At 63.0% G+C, this 23,237-nt stretch carries 20 protein-coding genes, 1 tRNA gene and 1 pseudogene; 10 read left to right on the forward strand and 12 right to left on the reverse strand.

The genetic code is table 11. The annotated features are described in order from the left end of the window. Nucleotides 1-457: 457 nt before the first annotated feature. The gene (locus CKW37_RS20740; protein WP_095157949.1) at nucleotides 458-895 is read right to left on the reverse strand and encodes a hypothetical protein; all 438 of its coding nucleotides are present in this window, start codon (nucleotides 893-895) and stop codon (nucleotides 458-460) included. Nucleotides 896-1,004: 109 nt separating this feature from the next. Between CKW37_RS20740 and CKW37_RS20745 the strand changes: the two genes are divergently transcribed. Continuing rightward, nucleotides 1,005-1,448 (forward strand): universal stress protein, encoded by a 444-nt coding sequence (locus tag CKW37_RS20745; RefSeq protein WP_095157951.1) that lies wholly within the window; start codon nucleotides 1,005-1,007, stop codon nucleotides 1,446-1,448. 42 nt (nucleotides 1,449-1,490) lie between these two features. Here the strand turns inward: CKW37_RS20745 and CKW37_RS20750 are convergent, their stop codons facing one another. Further along, on the reverse strand, nucleotides 1,491-3,410 hold the full coding sequence (locus CKW37_RS20750) for an ATP-binding cassette domain-containing protein (RefSeq protein WP_095157952.1): 1,920 nt from the start codon (nucleotides 3,408-3,410) through the stop codon (nucleotides 1,491-1,493). 205 nt (nucleotides 3,411-3,615) lie between these two features. Between CKW37_RS20750 and CKW37_RS20755 the strand changes: the two genes are divergently transcribed. After that, complete coding sequence (locus tag CKW37_RS20755) at nucleotides 3,616-5,541, forward strand: transglycosylase SLT domain-containing protein (protein ID WP_371864317.1); 1,926 nt, start codon at nucleotides 3,616-3,618, stop codon at nucleotides 5,539-5,541. Nucleotides 5,542-5,637: 96 nt separating this feature from the next. Here CKW37_RS20755 and CKW37_RS20760 read toward each other — a convergent pair whose 3' ends face one another. Next, the gene (locus CKW37_RS20760; RefSeq protein WP_095157955.1) at nucleotides 5,638-6,441 is read right to left on the reverse strand and encodes an MOSC domain-containing protein; all 804 of its coding nucleotides are present in this window, start codon (nucleotides 6,439-6,441) and stop codon (nucleotides 5,638-5,640) included. Nucleotides 6,442-6,514: 73 nt separating this feature from the next. Then, entirely contained in the window at nucleotides 6,515-7,450 is a 936-nt protein-coding gene (locus CKW37_RS20765; protein WP_095157957.1) for a chemotaxis protein CheV, read from the reverse strand. A gap of 384 nt (nucleotides 7,451-7,834) precedes the next feature. Between CKW37_RS20765 and CKW37_RS20770 the strand changes: the two genes are divergently transcribed. From CKW37_RS20770 to CKW37_RS20780, 3 genes are all read left to right on the forward strand, one after another. Next, nucleotides 7,835-8,272: a histidine kinase gene (locus CKW37_RS20770; RefSeq protein ID WP_095157958.1), complete on the forward strand. Its 438-nt coding sequence runs from the start codon at nucleotides 7,835-7,837 to the stop codon at nucleotides 8,270-8,272. 502 nt (nucleotides 8,273-8,774) lie between these two features. Next, nucleotides 8,775-9,680, forward strand: a complete 906-nt coding sequence (locus tag CKW37_RS20775) for a sensor histidine kinase (protein WP_256587814.1) — start codon at nucleotides 8,775-8,777, stop codon at nucleotides 9,678-9,680. Further along, nucleotides 9,677-10,330 (forward strand): response regulator transcription factor, encoded by a 654-nt coding sequence (locus CKW37_RS20780; protein ID WP_095157960.1) that lies wholly within the window; start codon nucleotides 9,677-9,679, stop codon nucleotides 10,328-10,330. The genes CKW37_RS20775 and CKW37_RS20780 overlap by 4 nt, the downstream gene beginning before the upstream one ends. Here the strand turns inward: CKW37_RS20780 and yegS are convergent. Further along, nucleotides 10,314-11,213, reverse strand: a complete 900-nt coding sequence (gene yegS, locus CKW37_RS20785; protein WP_095157962.1) for a lipid kinase YegS — start codon at nucleotides 11,211-11,213, stop codon at nucleotides 10,314-10,316. The genes CKW37_RS20780 and yegS overlap by 17 nt on opposite strands. Nucleotides 11,214-11,517: 304 nt before the next feature. Between yegS and CKW37_RS20790 the strand changes: the two genes are divergently transcribed. Then, nucleotides 11,518-12,756, forward strand: coding sequence for a glycosyltransferase family 4 protein (locus tag CKW37_RS20790; protein WP_095157964.1), 1,239 nt, complete (start codon nucleotides 11,518-11,520; stop codon nucleotides 12,754-12,756). A 96-nt stretch (nucleotides 12,757-12,852) separates the two neighbouring features. On the opposite strand, the gene glp is transcribed toward CKW37_RS20790, so the two are convergent. Both glp and moaB read right to left on the reverse strand, forming a co-directional pair. After that, entirely contained in the window at nucleotides 12,853-14,079 is a 1,227-nt protein-coding gene (glp, locus tag CKW37_RS20795) for a gephyrin-like molybdotransferase Glp (protein ID WP_095157966.1), read from the reverse strand. After that, nucleotides 14,063-14,602: a molybdenum cofactor biosynthesis protein B gene (gene moaB / locus CKW37_RS20800; RefSeq protein ID WP_095157968.1), complete on the reverse strand. Its 540-nt coding sequence runs from the start codon at nucleotides 14,600-14,602 to the stop codon at nucleotides 14,063-14,065. Before moaB ends, glp begins: the two co-directional genes overlap by 17 nt. 194 nt (nucleotides 14,603-14,796) lie before the next feature. Here moaB and CKW37_RS20805 point away from each other — a divergent pair, with 194 nt between their 5' ends. The 3 genes from CKW37_RS20805 to CKW37_RS20815 all read left to right on the forward strand — a co-directional run bounded on the left by CKW37_RS20805 (nucleotide 14,797) and on the right by CKW37_RS20815 (nucleotide 15,740). After that, nucleotides 14,797-15,018, forward strand: a complete 222-nt coding sequence (locus CKW37_RS20805) for a YgdI/YgdR family lipoprotein (protein ID WP_095157970.1) — start codon at nucleotides 14,797-14,799, stop codon at nucleotides 15,016-15,018. 140 nt (nucleotides 15,019-15,158) lie between these two features. Beyond that, nucleotides 15,159-15,235, forward strand: a tRNA-Pro gene (locus CKW37_RS20810). A gap of 136 nt (nucleotides 15,236-15,371) precedes the next feature. Continuing rightward, nucleotides 15,372-15,740: a glycine zipper domain-containing protein gene (locus CKW37_RS20815; RefSeq protein WP_095157972.1), complete on the forward strand. Its 369-nt coding sequence runs from the start codon at nucleotides 15,372-15,374 to the stop codon at nucleotides 15,738-15,740. A gap of 109 nt (nucleotides 15,741-15,849) precedes the next feature. Here CKW37_RS20815 and CKW37_RS20820 read toward each other — a convergent pair whose 3' ends face one another. The 4 genes and pseudogenes from CKW37_RS20820 to CKW37_RS20830 form a co-directional block, all read right to left on the reverse strand. After that, nucleotides 15,850-17,433 (reverse strand): malate:quinone oxidoreductase, encoded by a 1,584-nt coding sequence (locus CKW37_RS20820; protein WP_095157974.1) that lies wholly within the window; start codon nucleotides 17,431-17,433, stop codon nucleotides 15,850-15,852. A gap of 384 nt (nucleotides 17,434-17,817) precedes the next feature. Beyond that, complete coding sequence (locus CKW37_RS33720; protein ID WP_371864319.1) at nucleotides 17,818-18,585, reverse strand: methyl-accepting chemotaxis protein; 768 nt, start codon at nucleotides 18,583-18,585, stop codon at nucleotides 17,818-17,820. Nucleotides 18,586-18,750: 165 nt separating this feature from the next. After that, nucleotides 18,751-19,443: pseudogene (locus tag CKW37_RS33725) on the reverse strand (methyl-accepting chemotaxis protein); the annotation flags it as partial. A gap of 215 nt (nucleotides 19,444-19,658) precedes the next feature. Continuing rightward, on the reverse strand, nucleotides 19,659-21,419 hold the full coding sequence (locus CKW37_RS20830; RefSeq protein ID WP_095157978.1) for an ABC transporter transmembrane domain-containing protein: 1,761 nt from the start codon (nucleotides 21,417-21,419) through the stop codon (nucleotides 19,659-19,661). Nucleotides 21,420-21,665: 246 nt separating this feature from the next. Here CKW37_RS20830 and CKW37_RS32990 point away from each other — a divergent pair, with 246 nt between their 5' ends. Next, nucleotides 21,666-21,839, forward strand: coding sequence for a PA1571 family protein (locus tag CKW37_RS32990; RefSeq protein ID WP_177431578.1), 174 nt, complete (start codon nucleotides 21,666-21,668; stop codon nucleotides 21,837-21,839). Nucleotides 21,840-22,027: 188 nt separating this feature from the next. Here the strand turns inward: CKW37_RS32990 and pdxB are convergent, their stop codons facing one another. Beyond that, nucleotides 22,028-23,173, reverse strand: a complete 1,146-nt coding sequence (gene pdxB / locus CKW37_RS20835; RefSeq protein WP_095157980.1) for a 4-phosphoerythronate dehydrogenase PdxB — start codon at nucleotides 23,171-23,173, stop codon at nucleotides 22,028-22,030. Nucleotides 23,174-23,237 lie beyond the last annotated feature (64 nt).

The following is a 23,237-nucleotide window of genomic DNA, read 5'->3' on the forward strand; positions in this document are numbered from 1 at the left end:
GCTGTGACGACGGTCGACCGGCTCATGGCCGTTGGATGTCGATCCGTTGTCCCAGACATACCCGTCAGCGCGATAGTCGGGATTCTGTACGAGCTTTCTGACGATACAAACGCTCAATTCATACGCCCGTTTGATTCGGGTGTGCACACAGTTACCGAAATGGTCGGCTTTGTCAAACCCCCATGAGCGCTGGACAAACGCGACTTTCCGGTCATTTCTGGTTGAGACTTGAGCAACTCGCCATGACGGTGATCCACCATCATTCACGTAAGCGATTAGACGTTGCGCGCGGCAAATGGATCCGGTGCATAAACAGCGTGGAGGAGAAAAAAGAAGGGCGTTTTACCGGGCACGAAAATAAATCGCGCACTACACTGCGAGCTACTGAAGCACTTCCCGGCCTGCCTGGCCTTTTTTTCGATGCATGCAGCCCGCCCGGGAAACCTGGCGGGCTTTTTCATGCGAGGGTTTTCAACGCATCAGCAACATCCTGCAACACCGAGGCATCCTCACGCTCACCCCAGCAGAGGGCGACCATCTGCGCAGTGGCCTCGACTTTATAGACACTCGCCGGCAACCGCTTGAGCTGTTCCAGCACCCGCTCATCGACGCAGGGCTCGCGCCACTGGTTGAGCCAGGTGCCCGGCGTGGTTTGCCAATAACACCAGACATCGCTGCTGCCACGGCGTCGGCCCTGATGGTATTGCGCACAGGTGCCCGGTGGTTCTTCCGGCAGCCAGTGCGGCCAGGTCTGCGGTGCAAGCTGCATCGCCAGCCCCATGCGTCGAGCCTCCAGGCGCAGCGCCATACGCCCGCTCATGCGCCGCGAAGGCAACAGCCAGGCCAGCGGACTGAGGATCAGCGCGAGGATTGACACTACTACCCAGACCGTCATATCTGTTATTCCTATCAAGACTTTGCAAATGAGCTGGTTAGCCGCACTGGATGCGATCAGCCTGAAACGGACCATACTTTAACTATCGCGATTGTCAGGAGAGCCTCTCATGCCCTACGAACACATACTGGTCGCCGTCGACCTGACCGAAGAATGCGACCCGGTCATCAAACGCGCCCGCGAGCTGGCCACCCCGGGCAATGCCAAAGTGTCGCTGGTACATATCGTCGAGCCGATGGCCATGGCGTTTGGTGGCGACGTGCCGATGGACCTGTCGCAACTGCAACAGCAGCAGTTCGACCAGGCCAAGGAGCGCCTGGAGCGTCTGTTCAACAAATACCCGGAAATCAATCGCGGCGATTCGCACCTGACCTATGGCCAGCCACGCCAGGAGATCCACCAGTTGGCCAAGGAGCAGAAATGCGACCTGATCGTGGTCGGCAGCCATGGCCGCCACGGCCTGGCCCTGCTGCTCGGCTCAACCGCCAATGACGTGCTGCACGGCGCGCCGTGCGATGTCCTGGCGGTCCGCCTGCAGAAGAAAGCCGAGTAACGCAAAAAGGCCCGGAGCTTTCGCTCCGGGCCCCTTCCCGCCTCAACCGTCCAGTTCGGCCCAGCGCTCGACCAGCACGTCCAGCTCTGCCTGCATCCGCTCGAGGTCAGCCAGCACCTTGCTGGTGTGCTCGCTGGACTTCTGATAGAAGCCCGCATCGGAAATCTGCAGCTGGATCGCGGCGATCTTCTGTTCAACCGCCTCAATCTGGCCCGGCAGGGCTTCCAGCTCGCGCTGGAACTTGTAGCTGAGCTTTTTCTTGGTATCCGCAGCCGCTGCAACCGGCGCAGCCTCGGCCACAGGCGCGGTGACCACCGCGGTGTTCAGCTCGGACTTGCCGGACTTGCTCTCGCTGACGCCCAGCAGACGCGGCGAACCGCCCTGGCGGATCCAGTCCTGATAGCCGCCGACATACTCGCGTACCTTGCCCTCGCCCTCGAACACCAGGGTGCTGGTCACCACGTTGTCGAGGAATGCCCGGTCGTGGCTGACCATCAGCACGGTGCCCTTGTAGCCCGCCAGTACTTCTTCCAGCAGCTCCAGGGTTTCCACGTCGAGGTCGTTGGTCGGTTCGTCGAGTACCAGCAGGTTGGCCGGCTTGCTGAACAGCTTGGCCAGCAGCAACCGCGCACGCTCGCCCCCGGACAGCGCCTTGACCGGCGTGCGCGCACGCTGCGGGCTGAACAGGAAGTCACCCAGGTAGCTCAGGACATGGCGGCTCTGGCCGTCGATATCGATGAAGTCGCGACCTTCGGCAAGGTTGTCGATAACGGTCTTTTCCAGCTCCAGCTGATTGCGCAACTGGTCGAAGTAAGCCACTTCCAGACGCGTACCCGAATCAACCTTGCCGGCGGTCGGCTCCAGGTCACCCAGCATCAGCTTGAGCAGCGTGGTCTTGCCGGTACCGTTGGCACCCAGCAGGCCGATACGGTCCTCGCGCTGCAGGACCATCGAGAAATCCTTGACCAGGGTCGGGCCGCCGGGGTGAGCGAAGCTGACGTTTTCCAGCACCATCACCTGCTTGCCGGACTTCTCCGCGGACTCGATCAGGATATTGGCCTTGCCCTGGCGCTCACGACGTTCGCTACGCTCGACCCGCAGCGCCTTCAGCGCACGCACACGGCCTTCGTTACGGGTACGCCGGGCCTTGATGCCCTGGCGGATCCAGACTTCTTCCTGGGCCAGGCGCTTGTCGAACAGCGCGTTGGCGGTTTCCTCGGCGGCCAGTGCGGCCTCCTTGTGCACCAGGAAGCTGGCGTAGTCGCCGTTCCAGTCGATCAGGCCGCCACGGTCCAGTTCAAGAATGCGCGTGGCCAGGTTCTGCAGGAAGGAACGGTCGTGGGTGATGAACAGCACCGCGCCGCCGAAACCGCTGAGGGCATCTTCCAGCCAGGCGATGGCACCGATGTCCAGGTGGTTGGTCGGCTCGTCGAGGAGCAGCAGGTCCGGTTCGCACACCAGCGCCTGCGCCAGCAGTACGCGGCGGCGCCAGCCACCGGACAGCTCGGCCAGGGTTTTGTCGGCCGGCAACTGCAGGCGGCTCAGGGTGCTGTCCACCAGTTGCTGCAAGCGCCAGCCGTCGCGGGCTTCCAGGTCCTGCTGGACGTGCATGAGTTTTTCCAGATCGGCATCGGTATGGATGTTCTGGCTCAGGTGGTGGTACTCGGCGAGCAAAGCGCCGACGCCGGCCAGGCCTTCGGCAACCACGTCGAACACGGTACGGTCGTCGGCTACCGGCAATTCTTGCGGCAGCTCACCGATTTTCAGCCCCGGCGCACGCCAGATTTCGCCGTCATCGGCCTTTTGGTCGCCCTTGACCAGGCGCATCATGCTCGATTTGCCGGTGCCGTTGCGGCCGATGATGCAGACCCGCTCACCACGGGCGATCTGCCAGGACACCTTGTCCAGTAAGGGCATGGTGCCAAAAGCGAGGGACACATCGCTGAATTTGAGCAGGGTCATGTTGTTCTCCAGAAAGCGGGCGCGCATTCTACCTGACTTGACCGGGCAACACAGTACACATGGCCGTCCGCCAGCCCGCAGCGCGTTACATCCGGATGCAAGCACAATGCTTTCATCCGGCGCGGGCAAACGGCTAAGCTTAAGCCCGTGAACCCACAGTGCTGGCGACGCCGACACTCGTTTTGGTCAACTGTCTGGAAGTATCATGCGCCGCCTGCTCAACATCGTTTCCTGCCTGCTCCTCTCGGCCTCCGTGGCCGGTGCCGTGCAGGCTGCCGACCTCGCCCAACAACGCCAGATGTACGACGAAGCCAAGCGCGCGCTGGCCAAGGGCGATACCGGGCCCTACCGACGTTACGCCGCCGCCCTGCAAGATTATCCGCTGGAGCCGTACCTGGCCTACGACGAGCTGACCGCGCGACTCAAGACCTCCAGCAATGCCGAGATCGAGAGCTTCCTGGCCAAGAATGGCGACCTGCCCCAGGCCAACTGGATGAAGTTGCGCTGGTTGCGCTGGCTCGCCGAGCGCGGCGAGTGGCAGACCTTCATCAAGTACTACGATCCCAAACTCAATTTCACCGAACTGGACTGCCTCAACGGCCAATACCAGTTGGGCCACGGCCTGCGCGCCGAAGGCTTCGCCACCGCAGAAAAACTCTGGCTGGTAGGCAAGTCGCAACCGGCCGCCTGTGACGTACTGTTCGACCAGTGGGCCGCCCAGGGCCAACTGACCGAAGCCAAGCGCTGGCAGCGCACCAAGCTGGCAGCCCAGGCGCGCAACTACGCGCTGGCCACCAATCTGGTGAAGACCCTGCCGACCCTCGGCGAACAAGGCCGCCTGCTGATCGATGTCGCGCAGAAGCCGGAACTGCTCAATCAGCCGTCGCGCTTCGTGCCGGTCAACGAAGCGATGTCCGATGTGGTCAGCCTCGGCTTGCGCCGCCTGGCCCGTCAGGACCCGGACCGGGCCATGGCGCTGCTGGACGACTACGCCACCCGCATGCATTTCTCCAGCGACGAAAAAGTCGCCATCGCCCGCGAAATCGGCCTGACCCTGGCCCGCCGCTACGACCCGCGCGGCCTCGACCTGATGACCCGCTACGACCCGCAACTGCGCGACAACACCGTCAGCGAATGGCGCCTGCGCCTGCTGCTGCGCCTGGGTCGCTGGGAAGATGCCTACGAACTGACCAAGCGCCTGCCGCAGGATCTGGCCACCACCAACCGCTGGCGCTACTGGCAGGCCCGCAGCCTGGAGCTGGCCCAGCCGCAGAACCCGCAAATCCCGTTGCTGTACAAGACCGTGGCGCGCGAGCGTGACTTCTATGGTTTCCTCGCCGCCGACCGCGCACAAACGCCGTACCAGTTGAACAACAAGCCGCTGGTGATCAGCCAGCAACTGATGAACAAGGTGCGCAATACCCCGGGCGTGCGCCGGGCGCTGGAATTCCATGAGCGGGGGCAGATCGTTGACGGTCGCCGCGAGTGGTACCACGTCAGCCGTCACTTCAACCGCGACGAAATGGTCGCCCAGGCGCGCATCGCCTACGACCTGCGCTGGTACTTCCCGGCCATTCGCACCATCAGCCAGGCGCAATATTGGGATGACCTGGATATCCGCTTCCCGATGGCCCACCGCGACACGCTGGTACGCGAAGCCAAGGTGCGCGGCCTGCATTCGAGCTGGGTATTCGCCATCACCCGCCAGGAAAGTGCGTTCATGGACGACGCCCGCTCCAGCGTCGGCGCCAGCGGCCTGATGCAACTGATGCCGGCAACCGCCAAGGAAACCGCACGCAAGTTCAGCATTCCGCTGGCTTCGCCGGCCCAAGTACTCAACCCGGACAAGAACATCCAGCTCGGCGCGGCGTACCTGAGCCAGGTCCATGGTCAGTTCAACGGCAACCGGGTGCTCGCCTCGGCGGCGTATAACGCCGGCCCCGGCCGCGTGCGTCAGTGGCTACGCGGTGCGGACCACCTGAGTTTCGACGTCTGGGTCGAATCGATCCCATTCGACGAAACCCGCCAGTACGTGCAGAACGTGCTGTCTTATGCGGTGATCTACGGGCAGAAGCTCAATTCGCCGCAGCCGCTGGTGGATTGGCATGAGCGTTATTTCGACGACCAGTGATTGGACTCGGGGCCCGCTTTAGCGGGCCTTCGCGAGCAAGCTCGCGCCTACAATGCCCCTGTAGGAGCGAGCTTGCTCGCGAATGGGCCCAAGCTTTTACTCCAGCACCTCAATCGCCATCCCCACCTCAAGCACACCCTCGCCATCAGCCACCAGGTTCTGGCCGAACATGGCCTCCCCTTCTTTCTGCCGATAATTCATCAGCGTGGCAAACGGCTCGCGGTCCGGGCTGCGTTCGCCGGTGGCCGGGTCGATGGTGGTGAGGATGCAGCGCCCGCACGGTTTGACCACGCGGAAAGTCTGCTGGCCAATACGAATACGTTTCCAGCCGTCCTCGGCGAATGGTTCGCTGCCCTCGATAACCAGATTCGGACGAAAACGCATCATTTCCATGGGGCGACCGACCCGCTGTGTCAGGTCATCAAGCGACGCCTGACCAATCAGCAGCAGCGGGAAACCGTCGGCGAAGGCCACGCGGTCACTGTTTTCGCCATAGCCAGAAGGCAAGTAGCGTGTGCGCTTTTCAGGCACATGCACCAGGCGCACCGCACGCCCCATAAAGGCGCTCAGCCACTCCGCCGCCCCATCGCCGGCATCCGGAACCTGGAGGGTATCGCGCCAGATGGTCACGCCACGCAGCGCATCGTCCGGGCTCGGCACCGCGACATGCAGCGTTGGCTGGCCCGGTGCATTGAGCAGCAGTCCGCCGTCAGCCGCATACAGCGCCGACAACTGGCTCATCTGTGGGAAAGCGCGTTGGGTCAGAAAACGGTTGTTGCCAGCATCCACCAGCATCCAGCGACGATCACCGGCCAGGCCCAGCAGCCCGGCGGGCGACTGCTGCAGCGCTTCGCCCTGCGCGGATTTGACCGGGTAACGATAAAGCGCACTCAAACGCATGAGCCGATGCTCCCTGACGAAAAAGCGCAGCTTACACCCGATGCCCGGCAATGGCTGCCGGGCAGGCGTGGGGTCAGACGGTGGCTTCGTCAAGCATCAGGCGCTGGCGAACCACATCCACCAGGCGGTCAGGCTGGAATTTGGAGAGGAAGTTGTCGCAACCGACCTTCTTCACCATGGATTCGTTGAAGCTGCCGGACAGCGAGGTGTGCAGTACCACGTACAGTGCGCGCAGACGCGGATCGTTGCGGATCTCCGTGGTCAGGCGATAGCCGTCCATTTCCGGCATTTCGGCGTCGGTGAAGATCATCAGCAGTTTTTCACAGACATCCTCGCCAGCATCCGCCCAGCCCTTGAGCATTTTCAGGGCCTTGAGGCCATCGCTGGCCACGTGCAACTTCACACCCAACTGGGAGAGGGTTTCACGCAATTGCGCCAGGGCCACAGTGGAGTCGTCCACCAGCAGCACTTCGCGGCCATAGGCGCGGCGCAGGACCGGATCGTCGAGCTTTTCCCGGGAAACCTTGGCGTTGTACGGCACGATTTCCGCCAGCACCTTTTCTACGTCGATGATTTCCACCAACTGCTCGTCGACCTTGCTGATGGCGGTGAGGTAATGCTGACGCCCCGCGCTGGTTGGCGGCGGCAGGATGGCTTCCCAGTTCATGTTGACGATGCGGTCGACGCCACCGACGAGGAAGGCCTGCACCGAGCGGTTGTACTCGGTGACGATGATGGTGCTGTTCGGACCCGGTTCCAGGGGACGCATACCAATGGCTTGCGACAGGTCGATAACCGGCAGGGTCTGGCCGCGCAGGTTGACCACGCCGCAGACGTATGTGTGGCGCTGGGGCATCAGGGTCAGCTTGGGCAACTGCAGGACTTCCTGCACCTTGAAGACGTTGATCGCGAACAACTGCCGCCCCGCGAGGCGAAACATGAGGATTTCCAGGCGGTTCTCGCCTACCAGCTGTGTCCTTTGGTCTACCGAGTCGAGAATGCCAGCCATTGAATCCCCCAGGCTTGTTGCAAAAGGTAAATATGCATCGGCCTTATATCGGCCGCTTATGCGACAGCTTGACCCTATGAAGAAAATGCTGCGTGAAGCGTTGATATCACTTTAGCATCATGCTTTACTGCACTCACAGTTTTTCCTGCCATCCCGCTCCGCAACGGGGCCACACCTTAAATTCCTCATCAGGGAAACCCCTACCATCAATCGGGAGGGACCTGATGTTCGTGAAATCAGTTAGCCATTAATGTGACGCCATTCTCAATGCATGAATGGAGTCGGGCCCTTGTTCGCTATCACTTCGCTGTGGCCAGCCTCTGTCCCTGACCTGTCACCCGTCTGCTTCCAGGCCTGTTGCCTATGCCAGCCAGGAGCCGACTGATGCTGAACGACTCACCGGATATGAGCCCGCTACACGATTTCCTGGATGACGCCCACGCACTCTTGAGCCGCGCCCACGACTGCTTGCAACATTTCCAGTTGATTGGCGAGGATGCGGATGCCAGTGATTGCCTGATCAGCACCCTCCGCACCCTTATGGAAAAAGCCGGGCCTCGGGAGCAGGTGCAGATCGCCGATTTCTGCGAGCAACTGATTGCCCTGCTGGAACCGGGCCATCCCCGTAACCCGCTGCGTGGAACGGCGCTGGGTATCCTTGAAGCATGCCTGAGCCTGCTGGCCTGGCAGATCGAGTTGATCGATCCGTTTACCGGTTCACTGAATCTGGATAGTGAAGAACAACAGGAGTTGCTCACACATCTGGACAAGGCACTCGATCCTGCGCGGACGCCGTGCAATCAATCCGTCGAAAACGTCTGATCAGCTCGCGCGCTGCATCCCAGAGCCTTCAGCAGCGCACGGAAAGATGATCGAAGACAAACAAACGACAACTAAGCTCACACGAAAAACTTGTCCGGCATACAGCATGCTAGTGTTTTGCGTGCACTAACGTGTAACTAAGCACAGCCGTCTAAAACAACTCTGCCGATTTGGAAAAAGTACATCCGACTTTTTAATGAACGTTTAAGTTCGCCAGTCGTAGTGGCAAAGTGCTAGAATCCGCGCCAGGCGGAACGCCCGTACCAGCCCGCAAAACCTGACTATTCAGACCAATTATCGGCCCGCGACCATTCGACCCCGAAGTGATACCATGCGCCGCTCCGAGCCGGTTGCCGACTGTTGCCACTGCTGGAACATGGCGCTTTCAGCGCACTAAAAAAGTGCCTGACCGCCCGTTGCAACATGATGATAAAAGTTGTTGAAGGCCCCTCTAAAAAGCCTTTCAATCAACCCCGAACTGGCTTTGAAAAGTGATACTCCAGTGGCTTCATTTTCCGTGCACTCAAGCCTCAAGACCTTCACCCGGCACCCACGCGGCACGGCCCTGTTGCAGCGTGCGATAGCACTGACTTGCCTGGCTTCGCTGGCGGTTGCCCTGGCCTGCTACTTCAGCGCCACGCCACTGCCCCCGATCCTGCTGGTGCTACAGGCCATCACCCTGCTGGGCGTGCTCGTCACGATACGCAAACCCAAAGACGTGATCGTCATGACCCCGCAGGAGCTGGCCGACCGCCTGCTCAAGGTGCAGGAAAGCGAGCGGCTGCGCCTGAGCCGCGAACTGCACGACGACATCGGCCAACTGCTGACCGCCGCCAAGCTGCAGGCCGAATGGCTGCAACGGCGCCTGCCGGAAACCCTGCAGGATTCGTGCGCCGCCTTGCGCGATACCCTTGACGAAACCCTTTCCCACGCCCGCAGCCTGGCCACCAGCCTCGCTCCGCGCCAGCTCAACAGCCTCGGCTTGGAAGCCAGCCTGCGCACGCACCTCTCGCGCACGCTGGACAACACCGACGTGCGTTGGAGCCTCGAATGCAAAAGCCGCCTGGACGGCCTCCCGGAAGAGATGGTCATGGCCGCCTTCCGTATCACGCAGGAAGCGATAACCAACGTTTTGCGCCATGCCCGGGCGCGAAACCTGATCGTGCAGTTTCAGCGCAAGCCGGAAGGCCTGTCGCTATCGATCAGTGACGATGGCCAGGGTTTCCTGCCCTCTTCCCACCCCGGCGAGGAAGGCCAGTGCGGAATGGCCGGCATGGCCGAACGCGCGCACCTGCTCAATGGCAGCCTGACGGTCCACAGCGAGCCTGGCAAAGGCTCGCGGATCGACGCGCTCCTTCCCTGGGCACCCCGCTCGCGCGAGCGCGCCAACTCAAGTAAGACTTCATGACTTGTAAATTGCTGCTGGTTGACGACCATTCCCTGATCCGTGCCGGCGTCCGCGCCCTGGTATCCGATATTCCCGGCTACACCGTCGTGGGCGAAGCCAGCGATGGCAGCCAACTGGTCGACCTGATCCACGAACTGGACCCGGACATCGTCCTGCTCGACCTGTCTATGCGCGCCATCGGCGGCCTTGAGGCCCTCAGCCACCTGCAGGCCGAAGGCAGCCGCTGCAAGGTGCTGATCCTGTCGATGCACACCGACCCGGACCTGATCATGCAGGCGCTGGAAACCGGCGCCCATGGCTACCTGCTCAAGGACACCACCGCCACCGAGCTGGAACAGGCCCTCGCTGCCCTGAGCAATGACGAGCGCTACCTCAGCCCGGCCATCGCCCACACGGTGATCAACCAGGCGCTGCTGCGCACGCAGAAGGTGGAACCGGCGGAGAACCACAACCTCACCGCTCGCCAACTGGAAATCCTGCGCCTGATCGTGCGCGGCAAGTCCACCCGGGAAATCGCCAACGGCCTCGGCCTGAGCGTCAAGACCGTGGAAACCCACCGCTCGCAGATCATGAAGCGCCTGCAGATCTACGACGTGGCCGGTCTTGTGCTGTTCGCCGTGCGCGAGCAGATCATCAGCCTCGACGACTGAGCAGCGGCGACCCTGCCGGCATGTGCACCCGCAACGCGCCGGGCAGCACCCGGAAGCGCAGGCTTTCGCCTTGCAGCGGTTCGCCGTCGAGGTTGATGTCCAGCCCTTGCGAGCCCTTGACCTCGACCCACGGCAGCCGGGCACGGATGAACATGCTGTCCAGCCCCAGGCCGCCGCTGAGCAGGTCGCGCAGGGTGCCGACCACCTCCTGCGGCGCCGGCAGGATGCTGATGTCCAGCAGCCCGTCATCCACCAGCGCCTCCGGGCACAGCTCATGGCCACCGCCGGCCTGGCGGCCATTACCGATGCCCAACGCCAGCAACTCGCCCTGCCAATGGAAATCCGGCCCTTGCAGGCTCACGGAGGCGGCGCTCAATTCGCTGAAACGCGACAGACCGGTGAACAGATAGGCCGCGGCGCCGAGAACCTTTTTCAGGTCCTCCGAGGTGTTGGCGGTCACCTGGCTGCCAAAGCCACCGGTGCCCATATTGAGAAACACCTCACCGCCGACCTCACCCAGATCGATCGACGTCGCCTCGCCCTCCAGCAACGCCAGCGCTGCCTGTGGCTCCAGCGGAATGCCGGCGGCGCGAGCGAAATCGTTGGCGGTACCCAGCGGCAACAGCACCAGGCTGGCATCGCTGTCGGCATCGGCCATGGCGTGCACCACATCCCGCAGCGTGCCGTCGCCACCACCCGCGATCAGCTGCGGATAACCGGCCGCCAGCGCTTCATGCACCAGCCGCTGGGCATCTCCGCCCTCCCAGGTCAGGCGCACATCCAGTTGCCAACCGCGCTCGCGCATGCCCTGCACTGCGGCGCGGACGTCTTCGTTCATCGCCTGCTTGCCATGCAGAATCAGCAGCGCTTTGCGTTCGCTCATCGATAGACCCCTTCTCGGCCGGACATTCAACTCCCTATCTCGACCACAAGCGACAGGCAGTTGCTGCACATCGCACACGTAAAGTTCTGCAATCTTACGAATGACATTTGAAAGATCCCCCAAGCACGACCATGCTTCGACAAATAATTGGCTAAATTCACCAAGCCAATCAGACAAGTCACTTAATTGACGAAAGATGATCCGTGATGCCCGCAGCGTCGTCACGTCGGAGCCAGCACCGAGCTGACGCCGCGGGCGTTTTCATTCCACCCGCCCAAGCCCCTCCGGCAAGCGAGGAAGTGTCATGCGCGTACTTTGGACACTGCCCTACCTCCCCTGGCCCACCACCAGTGGCAGCAAGACCCGCCAGTTCAATCTGTTGCGCGGCCTGGCGCAGCGAGGTCATCGCATCACTCTGCTGACCCAGTCCAGGGTGCCCCTGACCGAGCCGGCGCGACAGGCGCTGATGCCGCTGGTGGAACGCCTGATCGTACTGCCGCGCCGTCCTTTGCACAGCCCGCTCAATCTGCTGGCGGCGCTCAATGTCAGCTACCCGATGCGCACCAGCATCAATGGCCTCGCTCCACACCTGCGTCACCGCTTCGAAGCGCTACTGCAGGAGCATTGGGACGTGATCCAGATCGAGCACAGCTACAGCTTCCAGCCGTTCGAACGGGCACTGCAGGCCAGCGGCCTGCCGTTCATCGTCAGCGAACATCAGGTCGAATGGCGCAAGGGCGCCGCCTGCCAGGACCGCCTGCCGCTATGGCTGCGCCCGTTCAACAGCTTCGACGGCTGGCGCTACCGCCATTGGGAAACCCGCGTACTGAAGCAGGCCAGCGAAGTGGTAGCAGTGAGCCCCTACGATGCCCGGCAGATCAGCGAAATGACCGGCCGGCCGACGCAGGTGGTGGTGAACGGCGTCGATTGCGACCACTACCAGGACATCCGCTTCTGCCCGCGCAGCCAGCGCCTGTTGTTCGTCGGCAACTTCGAGCATTGCGCCAACCAGGAAGCCATCGAATGGGCGCTGGACGAGATCCTGCCGCAAGTCTGGCAAAGCAACCCGGCGGTACGCCTCGCCATCGCCGGCCATGCGCTGCCGGATCACTGGAAACTGCGCTGGGACGACCCGCGCATCGAGTGGGTCGGCTACCTGCCGGACCTGCGCGAACTGCAAAAACACTCAGCGATCTTCTTCGCCCCGCTGCGCCAGAGTGGCGGCTGCAAGATCAAGCTGCTCGAAGCCATGGCCGCAGGACTGCCAGTGGTGACCACCCGCGAGGGCGTTTCGGGGCTGCAGGTTCGTTGTGGCGAGCATTACCTGGGTGGTGATGCGGGAGATGACCTGGCCCTGACCATCACCCAACTGCTCAACCAGCCCCAGCGGATGCAGCAGTTGTCCGAGGCAGGACGAGTGTTTGTTCGCGAGCGGCATGACTGGAGCGTGGCGGCGGCACAACTGGAAGGGGTTCATGCGCGGCTGGCCAGTCGGCCAGTGGCGATTGGGGATGTGATGGGCGGGATCATGCCGTTGACCTGAAAATGGGGTGGCTACACCGCATCGCGAGCAAGCTCGCTCCTACAGGCTGGAGCGAGCTTGTTCGCGATAAGGCCGCCAGACCGTCGCGATGCGACCTCAGCCAAGCAACTCACTCAGCGGAATGAACTGCACGATATCCCCCTGCATCGGCGTCGTGCCTTCCAGCACTTCCACCAGCCCCTCGGCCCAGGCGGCGCTGCGCAGCACGCCGGAGCTCTGGTTGCGGTAGATCAGCGCCTTGCCCTGCTCCAGGCGAGCACGCAGGTATTCGCGGCGATTGCCAGACTTCGGCCAGTCGAAGCCAGCCGGCACGGCGAACTGCAATGGTTTGACCTCCTGCACGCCCTGACGGCGCAGCAGATAAGGCCGGGTCAGCAAACCGAAAGTGACCAGCGTCGAAGCCGGATTGCCAGGCAGGCCGATCACCGGCACGCCGTTGTACTGGCCAACCGTCAGAGGCTTGCCGGGCTTGATCGCCAGCTTCCACAACGCGAGTTCCCCCGCCTCGCGCAGGGCGACACCCAGGTAATCGGCCTCCCCCACGGAAACACCGCCAGTGGACAGGATCAGGTCAACATCACCGAGCCCTCCCAGGCATTGCCGGGTCTTTTCCAGATCGTCCGGGAGGATTCCGGCATCCACCACTTCGCAGCCCAAACGCTGCAACCAACTGCACAGCAGGCGGCGGTTGCTGTTGTAGATCTGTCCCGGACCCAGCGGCTGACCCGGCTCGACCAGCTCATCCCCGGTAGACAACACCGCAACCCGCACCCGCCGCACCACCGTGACTCGGCCATAGCCGAGGGTGGCCGCGAGGCCCAACTCGATCGGGCCAAGACGGGTTCCGGCCACCAGCACCAACTCGCCGGCGCGGGTTTCCTGGCCTTGCGGGCGAATGTTCTGGCCCGTGCTCAAGGCTTCGGTGAAGCGCACGCGCTGGTCATCCAGCACTTCGGCGTTTTCCTGCATTTCTACGCAATCAGCGCCCGCGGGCACCGGAGCTCCGGTGAAGATTCGCGCGCACGTGCCAGGTTGCAGCGGCTCGGGCGATTGCCCGGCGAAGATCCGCTGGCTGACCGGCAGCGGCTCGCCCTGCCAGTCGCTCACGCGCAGGGCGTAGCCATCCATGGCGCTGTTCGGCCAGGGCGGGAGGTCGAGGGTGGCGTGCAGGTCATTGGCCAACACCCGACCCTCGGCATCCGCCAGGGTGACGTCTTCGACTTCAGTAATCGGCGCCGCCTCGGCCAGCGCCAGCAGGCGTTCGAGCGCCGCCTCGACCGGCAGCAGCGGCTTGGCCGCCGGCAACTCAGCCACGGCTTTCACAGGGCGCGGCCTGCTTCAGGTGCGGAACGAAATTGCACGGGCGATGACGGTTGTCCAGTTGCTCGGCGAGGATGCCGTCCCAACCGGTGCGTACCGCATTGGTCGAACCCGGCAGGCAGCACACCAACGTGCCATTGGCCAGACCGGCCAAGGCGCGGGACTGCACGGTGGAGGTGCCGATATCGGCCAACGAAATCTGCCGGAACAGCTCGCCGAAGCCATCGACCTGCTTGTCGAGCAAACAGGTGACCGCCTCGGGGGTGCTGTCGCGACCGGTGAAACCGGTGCCGCCGGTAATCAGCACGACCTGCACCACCTCTTCGGCGATCCAGGTGGCGACCTGGGCGCGGATCTTGTACAGGTCGTCCTTGAGCAGTACCCGCTCAGCGAGGTTGTGACCGGCCTCGGTGAGGCGATCGACGAAGACCTGGCCGGAGGTATCGGTTTCCAGCGTGCGCGTGTCGCTGACAGTCAACACGGCGATATTGAGTGGCACGAAGGGGGCGTCTGCCTTGGCTTTCATGGCATTGGGTCCGTTGAAGAATGGGAATGGGCGGTGTTATATCACAGGGAAAGAGGCCCCGCGCAGCCTAGCCGACCGGGTATTGCGCCCGGTCAATGACGCGATTAACCGCTACGCTAATGATCGCAAGGAACTTGCTGTAACCGTATGCGTCTGAAGAACAATACCCGGCCTTCACCTATTGGAGATTCACCATGATTCAACGGACCCTTCCCGCTTTCCTGCTCGCCCTCGGTATTGGCGCCCTCGCCGGTTGCGCTTCGCCGACCGTCATTACCCTCAACGATGGCCGTGAGATTCAAGCCGTCGACACCCCGAGCTTCGACGAAGATTCCGGCTTCTATGAGTTCGAACAACTGGACGGCAAGCGCACCCGCGTCAACAAGGACCAGATCCGCACCGTCAAAGAGCTCTAAGAGCAGCCACACGTTTCAAGCCCCAAGCTGCAAGAGAAGACCGCGTCCCATCCCGCGCTTTCTTGCGGCTTGAAGCTTCCAGCGCGAAGCGGCTCCGCGGGGCTTGTAGATGGAAATATTTTGAGTAAAATTTTCCTCATCGGAGTGTAGCGCAGCCAGGTAGCGCGTCTCGTTCGGGACGAGAAGGCCGCAGGTTCGAATCCTGTCTCTCCGACCAGATCGCTCATCGTCCAAGCCCGCATCTCGCGGGCTTTTTCGTGTACGCCCCCGTTTTTTCCTGGAGTGGTCCGGCAAGCCCGGAGTGCTTCATTTCGCGTGCCTGATCGCACGCTTTTTCCTTGAGGTTGTTTTTCATGCGCAAGACTTTTGTCGCCGTCACTCTGGGCCTGCTGTTCGCACAAGGCGCCGTCGCGGGCGATGGCACTGCTGCACTGGGCGGTGGCCTGGGCGGTGCACTGGGTAATGTGGTCGGCCAGCAGATCGGTGGCAGCACTGGCGCGGCGATCGGTGCCGGTGTCGGCGGTGCGGCGGGTGGTGCCGTAGCGGCGAAGAAAGGCAACAAGGCCAAGGCAGCGGTCGGTGGTGGCTTGGGTTCGGCAGGTGGTTCGTTGCTGGGCAACAAGCTCGGTGGCAGCACCGGTGCGACGATTGGCGCCGGCTTGGGCGGGGCCGCGGGTGGTGCACTGGGCAATCACCTGGGGGACAAGAAGAAAAAGCACTGATTGTGGAGTGAGCTGATCAGGCTTTGCCGTTGATCGCGAGCAAGCTCGCTCCTACAGGATTTGCCTATCCCCGTAGGAGCGAGCTTGCTCGCGAAGCGGTCCAACTGCCTTACTGGGCAGCCGCCACTTCTTCCGGCAACACCGGCATGAAGGTCAGACCCAGACGCGAGCTGGTCCACTCACGGGTCTGGTTGGTCAGCTCAAGGTTGTTGTTGAGCTTCTGACCGTAGGTCGGAACGATCTTCTTCAGACCTTCCTGCCATTCAGGGGTCTTGATGCGGTCCTTGAAGGTCTTTTCCAGCACGCTGAGCATGATCGGCGCAGCGGTGGAAGCACCTGGCGAAGCACCCAGCAGCGCGGCAATGCTGCCGTCTTCAGACGCAACGATCTCGGTACCGAACTGCAGAATGCCGCCGTGCACCGGATCTTTCTTGATTACCTGTACGCGCTGGCCGGCCTGCAGCAATTTCCAGTCTTCGTTCTTCGCCTGCGGGAAGTACTCGCGCAGCGCCGCCATGCGGTCGTCGAAGCTCAGCATCAACTGGCCCATCAGGTAGGTGCTCAGGTCGATGTTGTCGATACCGGCATGGGTCATCGGCATGATGTTGTGGCTGGTCAGAGCCGCGAACATGTCCAGCAGCGAACCGTTTTTCAGGAACTTGGTGGAGAAGGTCGCGAACGGGCCGAACAGCAGGACTTCCTTGCCATCGATGACGCGGGTGTCCAGGTGCGGAACCGACATCGGCGGCGCGCCGACCGACGCCTTGCCGTACAGCTTGGCCTTGTGGCGAGCAACGATGTCCTGATTGTCGGTCATCAGGAACTGGCCACCCACCGGGAAGCCGGCATAGCCTTCGGCTTCAGGAATGCCGGACTTCTGCAGCAGCTTCAGCGCGCCACCACCGGCACCGATGAAGACGAACTTGGCCTTGACGCTGGACTCGACGCCCTTGTTGCCAAGGTCGGCGACGACCACGGTCCAGGTGTTGTCGGCATTGCGCTTGATGTCGCGGACTTCGTGACGCACGTGCAGCTTGACGTTCTCGCTCTTGGTCAGCGAGCCCACCAGCTGGCGGGTGATTTCGCCGAAGTTCACGTCAGTACCGATCGGCATGCGAGTCGCGGCGATCTTCTGGTCGGCGGCGCGGCCTTCCATCACGATCGGCACCCACTTGGCGATCTGGGCGTGGTCTTCGGAGAACTCCATGCCGCGGAACAGCGAGCTGTGCTGCAGGGCTTCATGGCGCTTCTTGAGGAACTCGACGTTCTTGTCGCCCCAGACGAAGCTCATGTGCGGCACGCTGTTGATGAACGACGTCGGGTTGCGCAGCACGTCCTGCTCGACCTGATAGGCCCAGAACTGCTTGGAGATTTCGAACTGTTCGTTGATCGCCACGGCCTTGCTGATGTCGATCTTGCCGTCGGCGCCTTCGCTGGTGTAGTTCAGCTCGCAGAACGCAGAGTGGCCGGTACCGGCGTTGTTCCAGGCGTTGGAGCTTTCTTCGGCGACCTGATCCATGCGCTCATAGATGTTGATCGACCACTGGGGTTCGAGTTCGTGGAGGTAGGTCCCGAGGCTGGCACTCATGATGCCGCCGCCGATCAGCAGCACATCGACAGTCTTTTCCGGTTCACTGGGCTTGGAACAACCAATGACGCTCAGGCACAGGAGCGCCAAAAGGATTTTTTTCATATTTCAATCCAATTGAAGTGAAGTGATTGGCCTGACCGCCGCACCCGGGTGCACGCCCTGGTTTTATGGTTTTGCTCACACGATGCCGAACATGCACAAGGCCCGGACGGTTGCGCCGGACCCAGCACGGGCGAATGGCTGGGGTATCGGAGAAGCGGGGAGCGGTCTTTTGCCGTGGCTGCCGCGGCAGCCTCTGGTCTAAACACGGGACATGGCCCGCGCTGTCCGGCCTAAAGCAGGAAGCGGGCCAACTTCAGCTCGACCAACGGCTAATAGGAGAGGCGTGTGGTCGCACCCCATATTTGCCGGTTTTCATGGCGGGATCCCGCCAGGCTTGCTGCCTGTTTAGCCAGCAAGTGGCGGATTTCCCCCAGGCTTAAACGTTCAAGCGGACAAACGCGCGGTGACTGCACCCAGTTGCCCGGAGAGTTCATGCAGGCGATGGCCGGCGCGTTCGGTACGTTGCACGGCGCCCTGGTTGTCGGTGGCGATACGGGTGATTTCCACCAGATTGCGGGAGATATCCTCGGCAACGCTGGTCTGTTCCTCGGCGGCGGTAGCGATCTGCCGGTTCATGTCGCGGATCTCCTCCACCGCCAGGGTGATGCGTTTCAACATGTCGCCCGCGCGCTGAACCTGCTCGGCCCCCTCCTCGCTCTGCGCCTGGCCCGCCTCGATCGCCTTGACCGCCTCCACCGCGCCGGACTGCACCGCGCTGATGATCTGATTGATCTCGGCGATGGACGATGCCGTGCGCTGCGCCAGATTGCGCACTTCATCGGCCACCACCGCAAAACCGCGCCCGGCCTCACCGGCCCGCGCCGCTTCGATAGCCGCGTTGAGCGCCAGCAGGTTGGTCTGCTCGGCGATGCCGCGGATCACTTCCAGCACCTTGCCGATCCGCGCGCTGTCCTGCTCCAGATGCCGGATCACCCCGGCAGTACCGGCGATTTCCCGGTTTACCCGGGAAATGGTGTCGATGGTCGCCTGCATCACCTGCTCGCCGGCCTGGGCGCTGTGGTCGGCATCATCCGCCGCCCGCGCCGCCTCCGCGGCATGGCGGGCGACTTCCTGGGCCGTGGCGGACATCTCGTGCATCGCTGTGGCCACTTGGTCGGTGCGCTGGAACTGGTCGTCGGTCCCACGGGCCATGCCGCCCGCCAGGGTGCGCAGGTCGCCGCTGGCACTTTCCAGCTCACCGGCGTTGTCCTGCAGGCGGCCAACGGTGTCGGCGAGGAAGTCACGCAGGGTGTTGGCCGCCACCGCCAGCCGGCCCAGTTCGTCCTGGCGATCGCTGGCAACGCGGGCATCGAAACGGCCCTGGCTGAGATGAGCGACGTATTCGATCAGGCGCCGGATCGGCTCGATCAAGCTGCGGTTGACCAGCCACAGGCTGAACAGCCCAATCGCCAGCGCCGACAGCAACATGATCGACAGGCCCAGCCAGACGGTGCGCTGCGCCTGCTCGCTGAGTTCCCCGGCCTGCGCCGTGGACGCGGCGCGCAACTGGCTGACCAGTGCGCTCATCTGCTCGCTGGCCGCACGGTCCACGCCCTTGACCGCCAAGTCCCCCGCCGCCGGATCGGCGCCCGCCGCGAGAAACGCCTCGCGGCCGCGGGCATAGGCCTCGCCCAACTGCCGGTGACTGTCTTTCAACTGCACAAGGCTGTTGTGCAACGGCGCATCGCCAGCGTTTTCCCGCACCAACTGGCCGAGGATGTCCTGCACCTGGCGCTCCTGGGCCTGGAACTGCTGCCAGTATTTGTCCAGGTCCGCCGGCTGCTTGCCGCGCAGCAGCACGTTCTTCCACTCCTGGACCTGGATCTTGAATTGCAGGTTGGCTTCATCGATCTGCTGCGACGCCCGCAACGGACCGCCGACCAGTTGGCTGTAGCCATCGACACTGGCGGACAGCAGGCGGAAACAGACCAGGGCAATCAGCAGCATCGCCAACAGGCTGCCGGCAAGCAGGGCGAGGATTTGCATTCTCAGGGAGGTACGCAGAGGCATCGGCGGGATCTCGGAACAAAGGATGGAAACGGCGGCAATGGCCGAGCAAAGACATCCATGTCCTCGAATCACAGGCAAAAAAAAGCTGCCATCAGGGGACGGCAGCGAAACTGCATCGAGCACTTACGCAACAGTTGAAATCGATACTCTCAGGGGATTGCTACAGAAATGTGACAGCCGATACAAATGCTGTCACATAACTGTAAAAAACCGGTTCAGGGGCCGAACTGCAATTCCGCCAACCGCGCATACAGCGGGCTTTCGGCGATCAACTGCAGGTGCGTCCCCACCGCCACCACCTTGCCCTGATCGATCACCGCGATGCGATCGGCATGCTGCACCGTGGCCAGGCGGTGGGCGATCACCAGCGTCGTGCGCCCGGCCATCAAGGTCGGCAGGGCTTGCTGAATCAGGTACTCGCTCTGCGCATCGAGGGCGCTGGTGGCCTCATCCAGTAACAGGATCGGCGCATCCACCAGCAAGGCCCGGGCAATCGCCAGGCGCTGGCGCTGACCGCCGGAAAGGCCGAGGCCGGCGTCGCCGAGGTGGGTCTGGTAGCCGTTGGGCAATTGCAGGATGAATTCGTGAGCATGCGCGCTGCGGGCGGCGGCTTCGACCTCGGCGAAACTGGCGTCGGCGCGGCCGTAGCGGATGTTGTCCTCGACACTGCCGAAGAACAGCGCCGGGTTCTGCGCCACCAGGGCGAAATGCCGGCGCAGCTCCTGCGGATCGAGCCGGGTCAGCGGCTGGCCGTCGAGCAGGATCTGCCCTTGTTGTGGATCGTAGAAACGCAGCAGCAGGTCGAACAGCGTCGACTTGCCCGCGCCGGACGGCCCCACCAGCGCCAGGGTCTGGCCCGGCTCGACGGTCAGGTCAAGGCCATCAATCGCAGGTCGAGAGGCCCGCGACGGGTAGGCAAAGCGCACCGCCTGCAACTCCAGCCGGCCGCTCACCCGTGGCGGCAGACGCATGCCACCGTCCTGCGGCGCGACAATCTCGCTGCGCGCGGCAAGCAACTCGGCAATACGCTCGGCGGCGCCCGCGGCGCGCTGCAACTCCCCGATCACTTCACTGACGGTGCCGAAGGCGCTGCCGACGATCAGGCTGTAGAACACAAAAGCGGCCAACTCGCCACCGGAGATACGCCCGGCGATCACATCCATCCCGCCGACCCAGAGCATCACCCCCACCGCACCCAGCACCAGCACAATCACCAGAGTGATCAGCCAGGCGCGCTGGACGATACGTTTGCGCGCCGTGGCGAACGCCGCCTCCACCGTTTCACCGAAACGCTGGCGATCCCGTGGCTGGTGGTTGTAGGCCTGCACGGTCTTGATCTGGCCGAGGGTTTCGGCGACGTAGCTGCCGACATCGGCGATGCGGTCCTGGCTCTCCCGGGACAACGAGCGCACCCGGCGGCCGAAGATCAGGATCGGCGCCACCACCAACGGTAGCGCCAGCACCACGATGCTGGTCAGCTTGGGGTTGGTGACGAACAGCAGCACGATGCCGCCCAGGACCATCAGCGTGTTGCGCAGGAACAACGACAGCGACGAGCCGATCACCGACTGCAGCAGCGTGGTATCGGCGGTCAGCCGCGACTGGATTTCGGAACTGCGGTTGTGCTCGAAAAAGCCGGGATGCAGGCCAATCAGGTGATCGAACACCTGTTGGCGAATATCGGCCACCACCCGCTCGCCAATCCACGACACCAGGTAGAAACGGGCGAACGTCCCCACCGCCAGGGCCAGCACCAAGGCCATGAACAGCGCGATGGACTGCCCGAGCAGGTCGGCCGAGCGGGTCACGAAACCCTGGTCAACCAACAGGCGGATGCCCTGGCCCATGGACAAGGTGATGCCCGCTGTCACCACCAGCGCCAGCAAGGCGAGCAACGACTGTTTGCGGTACGGGCGAACGAAACGCCAGGCCAGTTGCAGGGCCTGGCGCTGACGCGAGGAAAGCGGATTGAACATGAGGGCTGCCGTCTGTCGGATCTGCCGTGCAGCCTACACCCGGGAGGCGCATTGCCGCCATTGAGCGCGGGGGTTTACAACGCAGGGGCGCAGGCCATAGACCGGATCGGTCTAAAGCACCTCTGGCTCTGCACTGAACTTTCTGGTGGACTGATTGCTCGCATGATGTGAACGGCGATGGAGTTGTAACAGACCGGTCATCACGCGGATTTAATCTAGGCTTGCCACCTGAAGAGGAGACAGGAAATGAGCTTGCAACATAGCAGCGCGAATACCCAGCAACGTTCGGCACAACCTGTACCGGTGCACGGTTCGATCATCGACGCCCAAGGGCGCGAGATCCCGATCACCGAGCAGATGATCCAGCAAGCGTGCAGCGAACTGGAAAAAAGCCGGGTCGCCCCGGCGAAGAAGAGCTGAAGCTCCACCTCATTCGAAACCCGGCGCCTGCGCCGGGTTTTTTATTGACGAAAACCGCTGGCTCCCGCCTCCGGCCCTACGCGAGCAAGCTCCCGCAAAAACGGCGTCGCTTCAGAAGTCGTCACTCACGCTGCCGGATACAGGAGCCAGCAGCCTCGCCACAGCGAATGGATAAGCTCGCAGACCTGTCAGTTTTCCAGCACACCCCCCAACGCCCGCACAATCTGGCGCAGCGCCGCCGACTCCCCGTCGATCCGTACCCGCAGCCCTTCGATTTCCCGCCGCACCGGATACCCCTTGCGCAACAGGTCGAAGTTCGCCCGCTGCTGCGCCGGATCCTCGCTCAAGCTGCGGCGGAAATCAGCATCGTCGCGTCGCGGGTCATAGACCGCCCGGCACAGTGTCGCCAGCGCCCAGACCGGATCGCTGTCGCCCTGCAACTCCAGCCGCGCCAGCCACGGGCGCGGCAGCAAATCGGCAAGCCAGACCTGCGCCGCCTCGCCACGCCAGGCGCAGAACGCCTGATAGATCTGCGCCGTGCCGCGCTGCTTGCCGTCGAGGCTGTAACCGGCGATATGCGGGGTGGCGATAACGCACAGGTCGGCCAGCTCCGGGTCCACTTGTGGCTCTTCTTCCCAGACGTCCAGCACCGCCAGCACATCCTCGCGATCCAGCAACAGCTCACGCAGCGCGATGTTGTCGATCACCGGGCCACGGCTGGCGTTGATCAGCCAGGCGCCCTCGCGCAGGCTCGCCAGGCGCTCGGCGTCGAGCAAATGCCAGGTGGCCTGCTCGCCCGAGCGGGTCAGCGGGGTATGCAGGCTGATGACATCGCACTCGGCGAGAATCTGCTCCAGCCCGACATACTCACCACCCTCCGTCGCCTGCCGCGGCGGGTCGCAGACCAGCACCTTCCAGCCCAGCCCGCGCAGCACTTCGACCAGACGCCCGCCGACTTCACCGGCGCCAACCACACCGTAGGTGCGCGACGCCAGGTCCGCGCCATCCAGCTCGGCGAGGGTCAACAGGCTGCCCAGCACATAATCCACCACCCCACGGGCATTGCAGCCCGGCGCGCTGGACCAGTGAATGCCGGCCTCGGCGAAATACGGCAGGTCCAGGTGATCGGTGCCGATGGTGCAGGTGCCGACGAAGCGCACCCGGCTGCCCTCCAGCAACGCACGGTCGACCTTGGTCACCGAGCGCACCAGCAACACGTCGGCATCGCGCACGCAGTCGCGGTCGATGGCCCGGCCGGGGTAACGGCGGATCTCGCCAAACCCGGCAAAGAAGGCATCGAGCAGCGGGATGTTTTCGTCGGCAACTATCAGCATGGTGCTCTCCTGTGGGGGAGCGCAGTGTAGGGCCGGGAGTGGGTAAGGGGCTACAAGGTGTTGC

It is taken from the genome of Pseudomonas sp. Irchel 3E13 (assembly GCF_900187455.1).
Lineage (GTDB): Bacteria > Pseudomonadota > Gammaproteobacteria > Pseudomonadales > Pseudomonadaceae > Aquipseudomonas.

What these genes read in the sequence shown, in the direction of transcription:
- CKW37_RS20755 (WP_371864317.1), top strand. Translation starts at nt 3,616, where the DNA reads ATGCGCCGCCTGCTCAACATCGTTTCCTGCCTGCTCCTCTCGGCCTCC.
- CKW37_RS20830 (WP_095157978.1), bottom strand. Translation starts at nt 21,419, where the DNA reads ATGTTCAATCCGCTTTCCTCGCGTCAGCGCCAGGCCCTGCAACTGGCC.
- CKW37_RS33720 (WP_371864319.1), bottom strand. Translation starts at nt 18,585, where the DNA reads ATGGCCCGTGGGACCGACGACCAGTTCCAGCGCACCGACCAAGTGGCC.
- CKW37_RS20745 (WP_095157951.1), top strand. Translation starts at nt 1,005, where the DNA reads ATGCCCTACGAACACATACTGGTCGCCGTCGACCTGACCGAAGAATGC.
- CKW37_RS20770 (WP_095157958.1), top strand. Translation starts at nt 7,835, where the DNA reads ATGCTGAACGACTCACCGGATATGAGCCCGCTACACGATTTCCTGGAT.
- yegS (WP_095157962.1), bottom strand. Translation starts at nt 11,213, where the DNA reads ATGAGCGAACGCAAAGCGCTGCTGATTCTGCATGGCAAGCAGGCGATG.
- CKW37_RS20820 (WP_095157974.1), bottom strand. Translation starts at nt 17,433, where the DNA reads ATGAAAAAAATCCTTTTGGCGCTCCTGTGCCTGAGCGTCATTGGTTGT.
- CKW37_RS20790 (WP_095157964.1), top strand. Translation starts at nt 11,518, where the DNA reads ATGCGCGTACTTTGGACACTGCCCTACCTCCCCTGGCCCACCACCAGT.
- CKW37_RS20805 (WP_095157970.1), top strand. Translation starts at nt 14,797, where the DNA reads ATGATTCAACGGACCCTTCCCGCTTTCCTGCTCGCCCTCGGTATTGGC.
- CKW37_RS20780 (WP_095157960.1), top strand. Translation starts at nt 9,677, where the DNA reads ATGACTTGTAAATTGCTGCTGGTTGACGACCATTCCCTGATCCGTGCC.
- moaB (WP_095157968.1), bottom strand. Translation starts at nt 14,602, where the DNA reads ATGAAAGCCAAGGCAGACGCCCCCTTCGTGCCACTCAATATCGCCGTG.
- CKW37_RS20740 (WP_095157949.1), bottom strand. Translation starts at nt 895, where the DNA reads ATGACGGTCTGGGTAGTAGTGTCAATCCTCGCGCTGATCCTCAGTCCG.
- CKW37_RS20815 (WP_095157972.1), top strand. Translation starts at nt 15,372, where the DNA reads ATGCGCAAGACTTTTGTCGCCGTCACTCTGGGCCTGCTGTTCGCACAA.
- CKW37_RS20765 (WP_095157957.1), bottom strand. Translation starts at nt 7,450, where the DNA reads ATGGCTGGCATTCTCGACTCGGTAGACCAAAGGACACAGCTGGTAGGC.
- CKW37_RS20760 (WP_095157955.1), bottom strand. Translation starts at nt 6,441, where the DNA reads ATGCGTTTGAGTGCGCTTTATCGTTACCCGGTCAAATCCGCGCAGGGC.
- pdxB (WP_095157980.1), bottom strand. Translation starts at nt 23,173, where the DNA reads ATGCTGATAGTTGCCGACGAAAACATCCCGCTGCTCGATGCCTTCTTT.
- CKW37_RS32990 (WP_177431578.1), top strand. Translation starts at nt 21,666, where the DNA reads ATGAGCTTGCAACATAGCAGCGCGAATACCCAGCAACGTTCGGCACAA.
- CKW37_RS20750 (WP_095157952.1), bottom strand. Translation starts at nt 3,410, where the DNA reads ATGACCCTGCTCAAATTCAGCGATGTGTCCCTCGCTTTTGGCACCATG.